Below are 13,032 nucleotides of genomic sequence, written 5' to 3' on the forward strand. Positions count from 1 at the left end.
GCCGTTCACCGGCCGTGCTTAGCGTCGCCGCCCGTGGACGCCACCCTGCTGATCACCGTCGTGCTCGTCGTCGTGTTCGCGCTCGTCTTCGACTTCACCAACGGGTTCCACGACACCGCCAACGCGATGGCGACCTCCGTCGCGACCGGTGCGCTGAAGCCCCGCACGGCCGTGGTCATCGCCGGCGTGCTCAACCTCGTGGGCGCCTTCCTGTCGACGGAGGTCGCCAAGACGATCAGCTCGGGCATCATCCGGACCGACTCGAGCGGCCACGAGATGATCACGCCCGCGCTGATCTTCGCCGGCCTCGTCGGCGCCATCATCTGGAACCTCGTCACCTGGTACTTCGGCCTGCCGTCGAGCTCGTCGCACGCGCTGTTCGGCGGTCTGATCGGCGCCGCGATCCTCGGCGGCGGCGTCGGGGCGATCAGCTGGAGCGGCGTTGTGACGAGCATCGTCATCCCCGCCGTCCTCGCGCCGATCGTCGCCGGCATCGCCGCCCTCATCGGGACCGTGATCGTCTACCGGATGACGAAGCAGGCGAGCGTGCCGCACGCGAAGCCGGCCTTCCGCGTCGCGCAGACGGTCTCCGCCTCGCTGGTCGCGCTCGCGCACGGCACCTCGGACGCGCAGAAGACGATGGGTGTGATCACGCTGACGCTGATCGCCGCGAACGCGCAGCCCGCGAACACGGGGCCGCAGTTCTGGGTGATCCTCACCTGCGGGCTCGCCATCGGCCTCGGCACCGCGATCGGCGGCTTCCGGATCATGAAGACGGTCGGCACCCGGATCACGCCGGTCGAGTCGCCGCAGGGGTTCGCGGCGGAGAGCGCGTCCGCGGCGACGATCCTCGCCTCGTCCCACCTCGGCTTCCCGCTCTCGACCACGCAGGTCGTGTCCGGCTCGATCGTGGGCGTCGGGCTCGGGAAGCGCCTGTCCGAGGTGCACTGGAACGTCGCGGGGCGGATCGGGCTCGGCTGGGTCTTCACGCTCCCGGCCGCGGCGGTCGTCGGCGCGGTCGCCGCGTGGGTCGCGATCAGCAGCACCGCGGGCCTCGTCATCGTCGCGATCGCCGCCGTCGTCGGGGTGGCCGTGATCTTCCGGCTGGCGGGCCGCAAGCCGGTCACCGCCCGCAACGTCAACGAGGGTGCGCCGGATGCGGCGCCGCAGACCCAGGGAGCGCTCGCATGATCGAGATCGACTGGTCGAAGTTCGCGATCGTCGCCGGCGTCGTGCTCGGCGCGACGATCCTGCTGACGCTGTTCTGCTCCGGCGGGGTCCGCCTCCTGGAGACCGCGGGCGCCTCGAGCGCGGCGGCGCGGGTCGGGGCCTACGCCTGCTTCGCGGTCTGCATCGCCGCGGTCCTCTTCGGGCTCTGGGTCATCGTCCCCCAGTTCCATTGAGCCCCTGAACCGCCGCTGAGCGGCAGTTCCGCCTGCACCGGCAGGCGGGACTGCCGCTCAGCGGCGGGGTCCGAGTCAGGCGTCGACGCGGCGGAGCTTCGACAGCGGTGCGAGCTCGCCCGGGAAGACGCGCTTCACGCCGTCGCCCTTCGCCGTGCCGATGATGCGGATGTCGCGCACCAGGCTCATCAGGCCGTGCGGCTCGAGCGAGGCGGCGTGGTCGCTGCCCCACATCGCGCGGTCGAGCGTGATGTGCCGCTCCACGGCGACGGCGCCGAGCGCGACGGCCGCGAGCGAGATCTGCAGCCCCGGCTCGTGGCCCGAGTACCCGACCGGCACGCCGTAGCGCTCGCGGAGGGTCGGGATCATGAGGAGGTTCGCCTCCTCCGGCGGCAGCGGGTAGGTGCTCGTGGCGTGGAGGATCACCAGGTTCTCGGTGCCGAGCACCTCCACGGCGCGGTCGATCTGCTCGAGCGTCGACATGCCCGTCGACAGGATGATCGGCTTGCCCGTGTCGTGCAGCCGCCGCAGCAGGCCGATGTCGGTGACGGACGCGGACGCGACCTTGTGCGCGACGACGTCCATCTCCTCGAGGAAGTCGACCGCGGGCTCATCCCACGGGGACGCGAACCAGTCGAGGCCCTTGCTGTCGGCGTACTCGCCGACCTCCGCGTACTGGTTCTTGTCGAACTCGACGCGGTACCGGTACTCCAGGTACGTCATCGTGCCCCACGGCGTCTCGCGGGGGACGTCCTTCATGTGCTCCGGCGTCGAGATCGCCGGCGTGCGCTTCTGGAACTTGACCGCCTGCGCGCCCGCGAGGGCCGCGACGTCGATCAGCTTCTTGGCGATCTCGACATCGCCGTTGTGGTTCAGCCCGATCTCGCCGATCACGTAGACCGGGTGGTCCTCGCCGACCGCGTACCGGCCGATCTTCACGTCCTCCGTCATGCTTCCTTCCCTCCGTGCGCGGCGAGCACCAGCTCGGCCGCCTCGCGGACGGCGCCGTGGCCGCCCCGGTTCCGCAGCACCGCTCGTGCCGCGCGTCGTACCGCCGGGTGCGCGTCGGCGACCGCGATGGGCCAGCCGACGAGCGCCATGGCGCCGAGATCGTTGACGTCGTTGCCGACGTAGGCGCAGCGCGCCGGGTCCAGGCCGCGCTCCGCGAGCCACGCGGCGAGCGCCGCCGCCTTGTCGTCGACGGCCTGCAGCACGTCGACGCGCAGCTTCGCGGCGCGGGCGCCGACGACGCCGTTGCGCTCCTTCGACAGGATGAGCACCGGCACGCCCGCGGTGCGGAGGCGCTCGACGCCCAGGCCGTCCGCGCGGCTGACGTGCACGGACTCCGTGCCGTCCTCCCGGACGATCGCCGCGTCGTCCGTGTGCACGCCGTCGAAGTCGGTCACGAGCACGTCGACGTCGACGGCCGCCGGCGCCGCGTCGAGCACCGGAGCGAGCACGCGAGCGAGCTCGAGCTCGTGGGCGTCGTCGATCTCGACCGCGCGGGCGGCCGCGACCGGCTCCACGGCCGTGCGGCCGAAGAAGCGGAACCCCGCCTCGCGGAACCCGCTCGTGCGGAGGACGTAGAACGCCCCGGTCTCCTGGAAGTGCGGCTCGCGGTCCTGGCGGCGCGGCCGGAACGCGGCGTCGTGGTTCACCCCGACGGCACCGTCCGCCGTGCTGCGCCAGAGGAACGCGTAGGTCTCGAACGCCGAGAGCACGCTGTCCGCCTCGTCGTCGAGCACGCGGCGCACCGCGCGGGCGAGCGGCGCCGGCTCGATGAACGGGGACGTCGCCTGGAGGAACACGAGGACCTCCGGCAGCCCGCCCTCCGCCTCGAGCACGTCGAGGGCGTGGAGGAGGGCCGCCTCGCTCGTCGCGGTGTCGCCGGCCAGCTCCGCGGGTCGGTCGATCACGCGGGCGCCGGCGGCGCGCGCCGCCGCGGCGATCCCGGCGTCGTCCGTGCTGACCCGGACGTCGGCGATGCCCGCCTGCAGCGCGGCCGCCACCGCGCGGGCGACGAGCGGCACCCCGCCGACCGCGGCGACGTTCTTGCCCGGGACGCCCTTCGAGCCCCCGCGGGCCGGGATCACGGCGACCGCGTCCGCCGCTGCGAATGCGCTCATGGTGCCGTCTCCCGCTGTTCACCGGAGGTTCGCCGACCCGACGCGTCGATGGTCCCGGACCGGGCGTGTCCGCGCCGGCCGAGGTGCGCCTCGAGCCGCCCGATCCGCTCCTCGTAGAACGCGACGGCGGCGAGCCGGGCGCGCTGGCGCGCCGCCTCGGCGTCGCCGTCGGCGAGCGCGACCCGGGCGCCGCCGCCGACCTGCTCGGTGAGCGTCGCGACGTGCGCGGCGAGCAGCAGGTGGTCGCGCTCGAGCTCGGCGACGCGGTTCCGGAGCACCCGGACCTCGTCGGCGAGGCCGCCCTTCGCAGCGAGCGCCGCCGTCTCGAGCCGCGCTGCCGCGCGCGGGTGGCGCTGCCGCTGCACGCGCCACAGCGGGCCGAAGCGGCGGAGGATGCGCCTCACGCGAGCGGCTCCAGCCAGCCCGCGCGCGTCCAGGCGCGGAGGGCGCGGGCCTCCCGCTCGAGCCGGTGCTCGGGGGTCAGGGTCACCGCGCCGCCCCAGTGGTGGTCGAGGCTGCTCCTGCCCGATCGGCCGGGCAGCATGCTCGAGCCGGCGAGCAGGATGCGTGCATGCGGGAACAGTCGGTGCATGAGGTGAACGGCGAGTGTCCCGGTCGTCGGCCAGGCGACGGCGACACGCGCGAGCCGCATCGCCGCACGTGTCCGGGAGGTGAACTCCCGATTGGAGACGGGGATCAGCTCGAGGTCGGTCGGCCACCAGGCGGGCAGCGGTTCGGACTCCCAGTACGCGCGGCCCGGCTCCGCGAGCAGGTACAGGCGGGACGCATGGTCGAGGAACGTGTCCGGACCGGGCTGCACCGCGCGGTGGAGGACCACGACGTCCGTCCTGGTGCCGATCGCGGGCTCCCCGCGGTCCACGGCGAAGGTCGTCATCCGGACGACGAGGTCGGCCCCGTCGATCGCCGTCGCGCGCTCGGCGGACGGCGCGACGGGCGCGTTGCCCACCACGGCGACCGTGCGGGGCAGGCGTCCGCCGGCTCGCGGCAGCAGCAGGCGCCGCAGGATCTGGGCCTGCTGGGGCGCGGGAGGGGGCAGCACGCGGCGGATGGTAACCACGGCCGGTAACCGGCTTCCCCTACTCTGCGCCGCCGACGGGGAAGAGGAGGTGGCCGATGCGTGTCCTGCTGCTGTCGAGCTTCGATTCCGGCCTCAAGTACGCGGGCCGGGTGGCCGAGGCGGTCGCCGCGCTCGGGGCGGAGCCGGACCTCCGCGTGCCCACGACCGTGGTGCCGCGCCTCCTCGGCGCGGAGCAGGTGGCGGCGGCGACGGCCCGACCGGTCCGGTTCGAGCCGTGGGCGGACCTCGTCGCCGCGGCGGCGGAGGCCGACGTCGTCGTGCCGGTGTTCGAGGGGCCGACGGTCGAGCGGTTCGTCCGCGAGGTCCACGCCGTCGCGGGGGACCGGATGCCGGTGATCGGTTCCGGCTACGTCGGCATGGTCCTCTACGACGTCGTCGCCGGCTACCTGTCCCGCTCGCTCGCCGACGTCCTCGCCGTGAACTCGAGGACCGACCTGACGGCGTTCGCGGCCGCGGCGGACGGCCTCGGCCTGCCGGACGACAACCTCCTGCTCGCCGGGCTCGCGCTGCTGCCCGCCCGGCCGGAGCCGGTCCGGCGCGGCCCGATCCGCACGGTGCTCTTCGCGGATCAGCCCACCGTCCCGCGGAGCGCCGCCGACCGCGCCTATCTGTGGGACCGGCTCGCCGCCTACGCGGAGCGGCATCCCGACCGCCGCGTGCTGCTCCGGCCGCGGCACCGACCCGGCGAGGACACGTTCCACCGCATGGACCACTCGCCGGACGCGTGGGCGGCCAGCAGGGTGCTGCCGTCGAACCTCGCCGTCGAGCACGCGCCGATCGGCGGCCTGATCGCGGCGAGCGACCTCCTGCTCACCGTCTCGTCGACCGCCGCGCTGGAGGCGCTCGCCGCGGGGACGCGCGTCGCGTTCGTCGCGGAGTGGGTGAACGACGCCGCGCTGAACCCGCGGCTCCTGCCCTCGGGCCTGCTCCGCCGGTTCGACGAGATCGACGACGACCGTCTCGGCGAGCCGCACGCGGCCTGGCTCGACGACGTCTTCCCGGCGGCGGAGGGGCCGTCGCCGGCCGAGCGGTTCGCGGCCCGCCTGCTCGCGGTCGCCGCGGGCGACGTCCCTCGCGTGCACCAGCGGCTCTGGGACTCCGCCTTCCACACCGGCCGGCGGGCGACCGACGTCGCCGTCGCCGCCCGCACCGCGGCGAGCAGTCGGTACACCCCGCGCCGCGTCGCCGCCGGCGCCCTGCGGCGGGCGCTCCGGCTCGTCGAGTCCTGACCCGTTCACCGACGCTTCACCGGGCGCTTCCCCGACGGACGCCCGCGCTGCGTAGTTTCGCGCGGACCATGCCGCCCGCCGCCGTCCGTCGTCCGACCCCGCCCGGCACCGAGGACGGCGTCGTGCTCGCGGTGCGGGCGACCGGTCAGGAGCGACTCCGCGCCGCGCTGCGCGCCGTCGCCGCCGAGCCCGAGCTGCTCGGGCTGCTGCGCCGGATCGTCGTGGTCGACACGGCCGCGACTCCGTCCTCCACGCTGCTGCGGGAGGCCGTCCGGCTGCCCGCGGGGCTGCTGCACCTCGTCCGGCGCCCCGCCGTGCCCGCCCCGGAGGCGCTGTCGCTCGGCGTGCTCGCCGCACTCGACGAGGTCGCGAGCGACGTCCTCCTGCTCGACGACGCCGCCCTCCTGGACCCCGCCGCGCTCGTCACCGCCATCGCGCGGCGCTCGGCTGCCACCGCGGTGATCGGCCTGCGCGACCCGCGCGCCGCGGCCGCGGGCCCGGTCTCCTGGTGGGGCGCGCTGCTGCCGCTGGAGGCGGTCCGCGCGGTCGGCGCGGCCCTGCCCGAGGCGGGCGAGGTCGCACTCGCCGACCTCGTCCTCCGGGCCGAGACGGCCGGGTTCCGGTGGGCGGCGCTCGACGCGGCCGGGCCGGTGCCGACCGACCGCGAGACCGATCGGCTGCTCCTCGCGCTGCTGCACGGCACCGGCGGCGCGGTCGCCGCGCTGCGCGACGGCATCGCCGGCGACCTCCGGCTCCTGCTCCGTCCCGCCGCGCTGCGCGAGCGCCGGTCCGCCGTCCGCGAGCTCCTCGCCGGGCTGGGGGAGGAGCGTCGGGCGCTGCCGCGCCTCCGCCTCGCCCTCGCGTGGTCCGCCCTGCAGCGCCGCGCCCGCGCGGGCGCGCTCGAGCGCTCCTCCGAGTCCGCGTGGGCCGAGCGGCTCGGCGGCGATCGGGTGAACCGCGGATGGCCGCGCGCCGAACGGGAGGCGGCCGACGAGCGACCCGCCGCCGTACGCTTGCCCGCATGGCCGACGACGCGGAGGACGAGCGCGGCCTGATCCGCGCCGTCGACGAGCACCTCACCGCGGCGTACGGGGTCGTCGTCGACGACGTCGTGCTGCGGGCCTGGGGCAACGAGCAGGTCGAGCTCTCCTACCTGCTGCTGAACGCCGCGATCGCGGCGTCCGGCGCCGAGGCGGAGGAGGCGGACCTCTGGCTCGTCGCCCGCGCGGTCGCGTTCGCGACGCCGATCCCGACGCCCGTCCGCCGCTGACCCGACCTCGCGGATCCGCAGTTCTCGGCCGACACGCCGCAGGGCGCGGCCGCTGTGCCGGCGAGTCGCATCAGCAGTGCGGATCCGCGGAGGAAGTGCGGATCGGGGAGGCCGGTGGGGTCAGCCGCGACGGCGTCGCCGGGCGGGCCGGGCCTCCTCGGCCGCGGCGCTCGAGTAGTCGTAGCGCACCGGGTCGCCGAGGTGGCCTTCGGTCAGCGCGTACTCGACGCCCTCCCGCTCGAGCCGCAGCGGCAGCCCGGCGGACGGGATGATCATGATCTCCCGCGTGTCCGGTGCGGGCGCGTCGACGAACTCCACGACGACCTCATCGCCCGGTTCCGGCGCCTCGCGCTTCGCATGCCTCCCAGCCACGCCGCGATGGTAGCCGGGCGGCCGCGGCGACATGCCGGTCGGCGCGGTCGGGCCGTCGGTTCAGGGCGGGTTCGATGGAGCGCTCGGCCCGGGGCCAGGATTGGCCCATGACGAGCGCGGCGGTCGGCGAGATCCTCCCGACCCTCGTCGGCGTGCTGCTGCTCTGCGGCGTCTCGGCGGCGGTGCTGACGGTCGCGGGCGTGCGGGAGCGCTTCGGACCCACGCTCGCGGTGCTGCGCGCGGCCGTGCAGCTGTCGGTCATCGCCGTGATCCTCACGGGCGTCATCACGAGCCCGTGGTGGGTGGGGCTCGCCCTGCTCGTCATGCTCGGCGTCGCGATCGGCACCTCCGTCCGTCGGCTCGGCCTGACGCGCGCTCACCTCGGAGCCGTCGCGACGGCGATCGTCGGCGGCACGGTGGTCGCCCTCGCCGCCGTGTTCGCCAGCGGGGCGCTCGCGCCGACGCCGCGCTACCTCCTCGCGATCGGCGGCATCGTCGTCGGCAACGCCATGGCGATCACGACGCTGAGCGCCCGCCGGTTCCTCGAGGCGGCGGACGAGCACTGGGACGAGGTCGAGGGCTGGCTCGCGCTCGGCGCGCGGCCGATCGAGGCGACGCGGTCGCTCGCCCGCGGCGCCGTGCACACGGCGCTCGTGCCCTCGGTGGACCAGACGCGGACCACCGGGCTCGTCACGCTGCCCGGCGCGTTCGTCGGCGCCATCTTCGGCGGACTCCCGCCGTTCGAGGCGGGCCGGTTCCAGATCGTCGTGCTCGCCGCGATCGTGGCGGCCGGCGCGCTCGCCGCCACGATCGTGGTCCGGCTGCTCGGCGCGATCGAGCAGCGGCCGGTGCGGTCCTGACCGCTCAGCGCCGCGGAGGCGGGTCCGGGTAGCCGCCGTCCGCGAGGCCCGCGGCCCGCTCGAACCGGTTGCCGACGGCGCGATCGCCCGTGCGGAGCAAGGACCAGCCGGCGCAGAACAGGTAGGCCGGAAGGAAGGGGAGGCCGCCCCAGCGCAGCCACTGGTCGGCGTGCCGCGCCTCGTGGTCGAGCACGCGGGGGAACCGGCCGACGAGGTCGCCGAAGCGACCGGTCGTCAGCACGACGTCGCCGATCGTCATCGCGCCCGCATCGGGGAACGGGAGCCGGCACCCCTCCGCCAGCAGCAGCCCGTGCGGGCCGCCGCGGATCCGGGCCCGCCCGGCCGTCGCGAGCAGCACGCCGAGCGGCGTCGAGAGGTTCAGCAGGTTGCCGACGCGCCGCAGGCGGACCACGGTCAGCCCTCCGCGAGCGCCTTCAGGCGCGCCAGGTCGGCGGCCACGGCGGCCGCGTCGCGCTCGAAGTCCGCGTCGGCGGCGTCGCCCCGCCGGAGCGTGAACACCGCCTCGGCGCCGTCGGGTGCTCGAGGACGCGGAACGGGTTCCGGGTCACGGACCCGTCGGGCAGGGTCACGTCGTGGTCGAGGACGCCGTGGTCGTTCGGCGGGGTGAAGACGACCCGCACCCGGCCCATGGGGGAGTCGACGGCGAACACGCCCTCGCCCTCCTGCGCCACCTCGCCCTGCGCGAGGCCGCCCGCCCACTGGGGCAGCAGGGCGGGGTCGCGGGCGATCGCGACGACCCGGTCGCGCGGCGCTCGGATCACCGCGCTGATGTGCCTGCTCGTCATGCAGCGCACCCTAGGTCGGGCGTCCGACCACCGGGGAGGAGGATCGGAGGGTGAGCGACCCGACCGAGACCGACTCCCTCGCCGCCGATGCCGCCGACCTCGGCGTCGCCGGGCCGCTGCCGACGGTGCAGCGCGTGGGGACCGAGGTCGACGGCCGACTCGTGAGCGCGCTGCGCTGGGGCGCCCGTCCCGGAGTGACCCTGCTGCACGGCGCCGGGCTGAACGCGCACACCTGGGACGCGACCCTGCTGGCCCTGCATGAGGACGCGCTGGCCGTCGACCTGCCGGGACACGGGGACTCCGCGTGGCGCGACGACTTCGACTACCGGCCGGCCACGAACGCGACGGCCGTCGCCGCGCTGCTCGACGCCCTCGGCACCGGGCCGCAGGTCGTCGTCGGGCAGTCCCTCGGCGGGCTCACCGCGATCGCGCTCGCCGCCGACCGCCCCGACCTCGTCGCCGCCCTGGTGATCGTCGACGCGAGTCCCGGCCTCCGCGTCGGCGACGCGAAGCAGGTGACCGACTTCCTCGCGGGGGAGCAGGTCTTCGACTCCCGCGAGCAGATCGTCGCGAACGCGATCGCCGCCGGCATCGGTGCCGACCGCGCCAGGATCACCCGCGGCGTCGCCCACAACACCCGCGTCCGCGACGACGGGAAGGTGGTGTGGAAGCATCATCTCGCCTACCCGCCGAAGGCGGCGCCCGGGCTGCCGGACGTCACGACGCCGTGGACCGGCCTGACGGCCACCGAGGTGCCGGTGCTGCTCGTCCGTGCGGCGCACGGCTACCTGCCCGACGACGTCGTCGCCGAGTTCCGGGAGCGCGTGCCGCGCGCGGCGGTCGTCGAGCTCGACACCGGCCACAACGTGCAGGAGCAGGATCCGGCCGGTCTCGCGGCGGCGATCCGCGGCGTGCTGGGCTGAGCCACGCCGGTCGCCCCGGGGAGACCCGAGCAGCGGGTCGCTCTGTTACGTCCCGGGGGGTCCGCGCGGCGCTCCCGTCGGTACCGTCGGCCGGATGAGCGACGACTGGGGCTTCGACACCGCGCAGGTGCACGCCGGGGCGACGCCCGATCCCGGCACCGGGGCCCGGGCGACGCCGATCTTCGCGACGTCGAGCTTCGTGTACGAGAGCGCCGAGCAGGCGGCGGCGTCGTTCCTGCTGGACGATCTCGAGGGCTACGGCTACACGCGGATGTCCAACCCGACCACCGCCGTCGCGGAGCGGCGCATCGCCCGACTCGAGGGCGGCGTCGTCGCCGTCGCCACCGCCAGCGGGCAGTCCGCCACCGCGCTCTCCCTCCTCAACCTGCTCCGCAGCGGCGACCACGTCGTCATGGCCGGGCAGATCTACGGCGGCACGTCCAACCTGCTCGGGCAGCGCTTCGCGGAGATCGGCATCGGCCTCACGGTGGTGCCGGTCGACGACCACGACGCGTGGCGCGCGGCGATCCGCCCCACCACCCGCGCGTTCTTCGCCGAGAGCATCGGCAACCCGATCGGCGCGGTCGCCGATCTGGAGGCGATCGCCCGCATCGCCCACGAGGACGCCCGGGTCCCCTTCATCGTCGACAACACGCTCGCGACGCCGTACCTGCTCCGGCCGCTCGAGCACGGCGCGGACGTCGTCGTGCACTCGACGACGAAGTTTCTGTCCGGGCACGGCACCGTCATCGGCGGGGTGGTCGTCGACGGCGCCACGTTCGACTTCGGCGCCGAGCCGGAGCGGTGGCCCGGCTTCCACAAGCCCGACGCCGGGCACGGGTCGGAGGGCTACTGGGCGCGGTTCTCACCGCAGCGGCAGGCGTACAGCCGCCGGCTGCGGAGCACGGTCCTCCGCGACTACGGGCCGGCGCCGAGCCCCTTCAACAGCTTCCTGCTGATCCAGGGGCTCGAAACGCTGAGCCTGCGGATGCGGCAGCACGTCGCGAACGCCGAGGCGGTGGTGCAGCACCTGCTCGCGCACCCGCAGGTCGAGCGCGTGCACTTCCCGACGCTGCCCGGCACGCCGTGGTCGGCGACCGCGCAGCGCCTCCTGCCGCGCGGCGGCGGCGCGATCGTGTCGTTCGACATCGCCGGCGGCCTCGACGCCGGACGCCGGTTCGTCGACGCGGTCCGCCTCTTCAGCCACCTCGCGAACGTCGGCGACGTGCGGAGCCTCGTGATCCACCCGGCCTCGACGACGAACTCCGGGCAGTCGCCGGAGCAGCGGCTCGCGGCGGGCATCGGGCCGGGGCTGATCCGGCTCTCCATCGGCATCGAGGACGCGGCCGATCTCGTCGCCGACCTCGACCGGGCATTCGCGGCGGCCCTCGGCGGTTGACGCGTCCGCCACTTCCGCCGAACAGGAGAATGTCGGGATGCGAACCCTCAGGCCGATGCTCGTCGCCGCGCTCGCGGCCGCGACCGCGCTGGCGCTCGCAGCGTGCTCGCCCGGCGCCTCGGCCACGAAGGGGGCCGACACGGGGGCGACCGTCGACGTCGGCCTCTACCTCGAGCCGACCGACCTGAACGTGCGCACCACCTCCGGCGTCGCGCTCGACCAGGTCCTCATCGACAACGTGTACCAGGGGCTCGTCGGGCTCGACACGAGCGGCCGCATCCACGACGTGCTGGCGAAGAACCACACCGTCTCGGCCGACGGGCTCACCTACGACTTCACGCTGCACGACGGCGCGCGGTTCAGCAACGGCCACGCGCTCGACGCCGCGGACGTCGTGTGGTCGCTCGAGCAGGTGCGCCGGACGAAGACCGACGTCGGGAACGCCGACCTCACCGCCGTGCGGACGATCACCGCCCCGACGGACTCGACCGTGCGCCTGACGCTGACGAAGCCGGACTCGGAGCTGCTCTACGCGCTCGCGGGTCGGGCCGGGCTCGTCCTCGACGAGCAGGCGAAGAACGACCTGAAGACGACCGCGATCGGCAGCGGTCCCTACCTCCTCACGTCGTGGAAGCAGGGCGACAGCATCACCCTCGTCCGGAACACGACGTACTGGGGGACGAAGGCGAAGGTCGCCTCCGTCGTCCTCCACTACTTCTCCGACCGCTCGACCGCGGTGAACGCGGCCCTGAACGGCGACCTCGAGGTGCTCACCACCGTCGACCCGACGCTGAAGGCGAAGTTCGAGGGGAACCAGGACTTCCGCCTCGAGCAGGGCGCCTCGACCGACAAGTACACCCTCGTGTTCAACGAGAAGGAGGGGCCGCTGACGTCCCTCGCGGTCCGGAAGGCGCTCCGGCAGGCGATCGACCCGAAGGCGATCATCGCGGCCGTCGGCGGGGACGGCGTCGCGCAGGGCGGCCCGATCCCGAAGGGCGACCCCGGGTACCGGGACCTCACGTCGATCGACCCGTACGACCCCGCCGCGGCGAAGGCGGCGATCGCCGCCGCCGGCCTCACGGGGACGACCCTCACGCTCACGGTGCCGACCGTCTACGGCACGACCGTCTCCGACGTGCTGACGAGCGAGTTCAAGGCGGTCGGCATCACGCTGAAGGTGAGCAGCGTCGACTTCACCACCTGGCTCACGAAGGTCTACACGAACAAGGACTACGAGCTGAGCTTCGTCGACCACGCGGAGGCGCACGACTTCGCGAACTGGACGACCCCGGGCTACTACTTCAACTACAGCGACCCGCAGGTGGACCGGCTCGCCGCTCAGGCGAGGACGGCGCTGACCGCGTCGGAGGCGGACGCGAAGCTCGCGCAGGCGGCGCGCATCGTCGCGGAGCACGCGCCCGCCGCCTGGCTCTACACGGCGATCAACCAGACCGCGATCCGCACGACCGTGCACGGCTTCCCGACCGACTTCACCAGCAACCGGCTGAACCTCGCCGACCTCGCCGTGACGAACTGACCCCGGGG

At 74.7% G+C, this 13,032-nt stretch carries 16 protein-coding genes; 9 read left to right on the forward strand and 7 right to left on the reverse strand.

Annotated elements, in window-relative coordinates; all coding sequences use genetic code 11:
- The first annotated feature begins 33 nt into the window (after window positions 1-33).
- Together CLV52_RS03840 and CLV52_RS03845 are read left to right on the forward strand one after the other, a co-directional pair.
- Window positions 34-1,191, forward strand: a complete 1,158-nt coding sequence (locus CLV52_RS03840; protein ID WP_133764964.1) for an inorganic phosphate transporter — start codon at window positions 34-36, stop codon at window positions 1,189-1,191.
- On the forward strand, window positions 1,188-1,403 hold the full coding sequence (locus CLV52_RS03845) for a hypothetical protein (RefSeq protein ID WP_211342598.1): 216 nt from the start codon (window positions 1,188-1,190) through the stop codon (window positions 1,401-1,403). The genes CLV52_RS03840 and CLV52_RS03845 overlap by 4 nt, the downstream gene beginning before the upstream one ends.
- A 75-nt stretch (window positions 1,404-1,478) precedes the next feature.
- Here the strand turns inward: CLV52_RS03845 and CLV52_RS03850 are convergent, their stop codons facing one another.
- From CLV52_RS03850 to CLV52_RS03865, 4 genes are read right to left on the reverse strand one after another with little or no spacing between them, the layout of a single operon-like run.
- Entirely contained in the window at window positions 1,479-2,354 is an 876-nt protein-coding gene (locus CLV52_RS03850) for an N-acetylneuraminate synthase family protein (protein ID WP_133764965.1), read from the reverse strand.
- A complete protein-coding gene (locus CLV52_RS03855; RefSeq protein ID WP_133764966.1) occupies window positions 2,351-3,529 on the reverse strand; it encodes an acylneuraminate cytidylyltransferase in 1,179 nt (392 codons plus the stop codon). Before CLV52_RS03855 ends, CLV52_RS03850 begins: the two co-directional genes overlap by 4 nt.
- Complete coding sequence (locus tag CLV52_RS03860) at window positions 3,526-3,933, reverse strand: hypothetical protein (RefSeq protein ID WP_133764967.1); 408 nt, start codon at window positions 3,931-3,933, stop codon at window positions 3,526-3,528. Before CLV52_RS03860 ends, CLV52_RS03855 begins: the two co-directional genes overlap by 4 nt.
- Window positions 3,930-4,589 (reverse strand): glycosyltransferase family 29 protein, encoded by a 660-nt coding sequence (locus CLV52_RS03865; protein ID WP_133764968.1) that lies wholly within the window; start codon window positions 4,587-4,589, stop codon window positions 3,930-3,932. Before CLV52_RS03865 ends, CLV52_RS03860 begins: the two co-directional genes overlap by 4 nt.
- A 74-nt stretch (window positions 4,590-4,663) precedes the next feature.
- On the opposite strand from CLV52_RS03865, the gene CLV52_RS03870 reads away from it, so the two are divergent.
- The 3 genes from CLV52_RS03870 (at window position 4,664) to CLV52_RS03880 (ending at window position 7,127) form a co-directional block, all read left to right on the forward strand.
- Window positions 4,664-5,857 carry a DUF6716 putative glycosyltransferase gene (locus CLV52_RS03870; RefSeq protein ID WP_133764969.1) on the forward strand — a complete coding sequence of 398 codons (1,194 nt, stop codon included), beginning with the start codon at window positions 4,664-4,666 and terminating at the stop codon, window positions 5,855-5,857.
- A 68-nt stretch (window positions 5,858-5,925) separates the two neighbouring features.
- Complete coding sequence (locus tag CLV52_RS03875) at window positions 5,926-6,912, forward strand: hypothetical protein (protein WP_133764970.1); 987 nt, start codon at window positions 5,926-5,928, stop codon at window positions 6,910-6,912.
- Window positions 6,879-7,127 (forward strand): hypothetical protein, encoded by a 249-nt coding sequence (locus CLV52_RS03880; protein ID WP_133764971.1) that lies wholly within the window; start codon window positions 6,879-6,881, stop codon window positions 7,125-7,127. The genes CLV52_RS03875 and CLV52_RS03880 overlap by 34 nt, the downstream gene beginning before the upstream one ends.
- 120 nt (window positions 7,128-7,247) lie before the next feature.
- Here CLV52_RS03880 and CLV52_RS03885 read toward each other — a convergent pair whose 3' ends face one another.
- Window positions 7,248-7,499, reverse strand: coding sequence for a hypothetical protein (locus CLV52_RS03885; RefSeq protein ID WP_133764972.1), 252 nt, complete (start codon window positions 7,497-7,499; stop codon window positions 7,248-7,250).
- Between the two features lie 107 nt (window positions 7,500-7,606).
- Between CLV52_RS03885 and CLV52_RS03890 the strand changes: the two genes are divergently transcribed.
- Complete coding sequence (locus CLV52_RS03890; RefSeq protein ID WP_133764973.1) at window positions 7,607-8,359, forward strand: ABC transporter permease; 753 nt, start codon at window positions 7,607-7,609, stop codon at window positions 8,357-8,359.
- A gap of 4 nt (window positions 8,360-8,363) precedes the next feature.
- On the opposite strand, the gene CLV52_RS03895 is transcribed toward CLV52_RS03890, so the two are convergent.
- A complete protein-coding gene (locus tag CLV52_RS03895) occupies window positions 8,364-8,771 on the reverse strand; it encodes a hypothetical protein (RefSeq protein ID WP_246017948.1) in 408 nt (135 codons plus the stop codon).
- A 22-nt stretch (window positions 8,772-8,793) separates the two neighbouring features.
- On the reverse strand, window positions 8,794-9,165 hold the full coding sequence (locus tag CLV52_RS03900) for a hypothetical protein (RefSeq protein WP_246017949.1): 372 nt from the start codon (window positions 9,163-9,165) through the stop codon (window positions 8,794-8,796).
- 50 nt (window positions 9,166-9,215) lie between these two features.
- Between CLV52_RS03900 and CLV52_RS03905 the strand changes: the two genes are divergently transcribed.
- The 3 genes from CLV52_RS03905 to CLV52_RS03915 all read left to right on the forward strand — a co-directional run bounded on the left by CLV52_RS03905 (window position 9,216) and on the right by CLV52_RS03915 (window position 13,024).
- Window positions 9,216-10,088, forward strand: coding sequence for an alpha/beta fold hydrolase (locus CLV52_RS03905; RefSeq protein ID WP_133764974.1), 873 nt, complete (start codon window positions 9,216-9,218; stop codon window positions 10,086-10,088).
- 94 nt (window positions 10,089-10,182) lie between these two features.
- The gene (locus CLV52_RS03910; protein ID WP_133764975.1) at window positions 10,183-11,487 is read left to right on the forward strand and encodes an O-acetylhomoserine aminocarboxypropyltransferase/cysteine synthase family protein; all 1,305 of its coding nucleotides are present in this window, start codon (window positions 10,183-10,185) and stop codon (window positions 11,485-11,487) included.
- Between the two features lie 37 nt (window positions 11,488-11,524).
- Window positions 11,525-13,024: an ABC transporter substrate-binding protein gene (locus CLV52_RS03915; RefSeq protein ID WP_133764976.1), complete on the forward strand. Its 1,500-nt coding sequence runs from the start codon at window positions 11,525-11,527 to the stop codon at window positions 13,022-13,024.
- Window positions 13,025-13,032 lie beyond the last annotated feature (8 nt).

The organism is Amnibacterium kyonggiense (genome assembly GCF_004364555.1).
Lineage (GTDB): Bacteria > Actinomycetota > Actinomycetes > Actinomycetales > Microbacteriaceae > Amnibacterium > Amnibacterium kyonggiense.

Bases quoted from the DNA above. Each gene is read 5' to 3' on its own strand.
- CLV52_RS03845 (WP_211342598.1), top strand. From the start codon at position 1,188: ATGATCGAGATCGACTGGTCGAAGTTCGCGATCGTCGCCGGCGTCGTG.
- CLV52_RS03850 (WP_133764965.1), bottom strand. From the start codon at position 2,354: ATGACGGAGGACGTGAAGATCGGCCGGTACGCGGTCGGCGAGGACCAC.
- CLV52_RS03855 (WP_133764966.1), bottom strand. From the start codon at position 3,529: ATGAGCGCATTCGCAGCGGCGGACGCGGTCGCCGTGATCCCGGCCCGC.
- CLV52_RS03870 (WP_133764969.1), top strand. From the start codon at position 4,664: ATGCGTGTCCTGCTGCTGTCGAGCTTCGATTCCGGCCTCAAGTACGCG.
- CLV52_RS03875 (WP_133764970.1), top strand. From the start codon at position 5,926: ATGCCGCCCGCCGCCGTCCGTCGTCCGACCCCGCCCGGCACCGAGGAC.
- CLV52_RS03880 (WP_133764971.1), top strand. From the start codon at position 6,879: ATGGCCGACGACGCGGAGGACGAGCGCGGCCTGATCCGCGCCGTCGAC.
- CLV52_RS03890 (WP_133764973.1), top strand. From the start codon at position 7,607: ATGACGAGCGCGGCGGTCGGCGAGATCCTCCCGACCCTCGTCGGCGTG.
- CLV52_RS03900 (WP_246017949.1), bottom strand. From the start codon at position 9,165: ATGACGAGCAGGCACATCAGCGCGGTGATCCGAGCGCCGCGCGACCGG.
- CLV52_RS03910 (WP_133764975.1), top strand. From the start codon at position 10,183: ATGAGCGACGACTGGGGCTTCGACACCGCGCAGGTGCACGCCGGGGCG.
- CLV52_RS03915 (WP_133764976.1), top strand. From the start codon at position 11,525: ATGCGAACCCTCAGGCCGATGCTCGTCGCCGCGCTCGCGGCCGCGACC.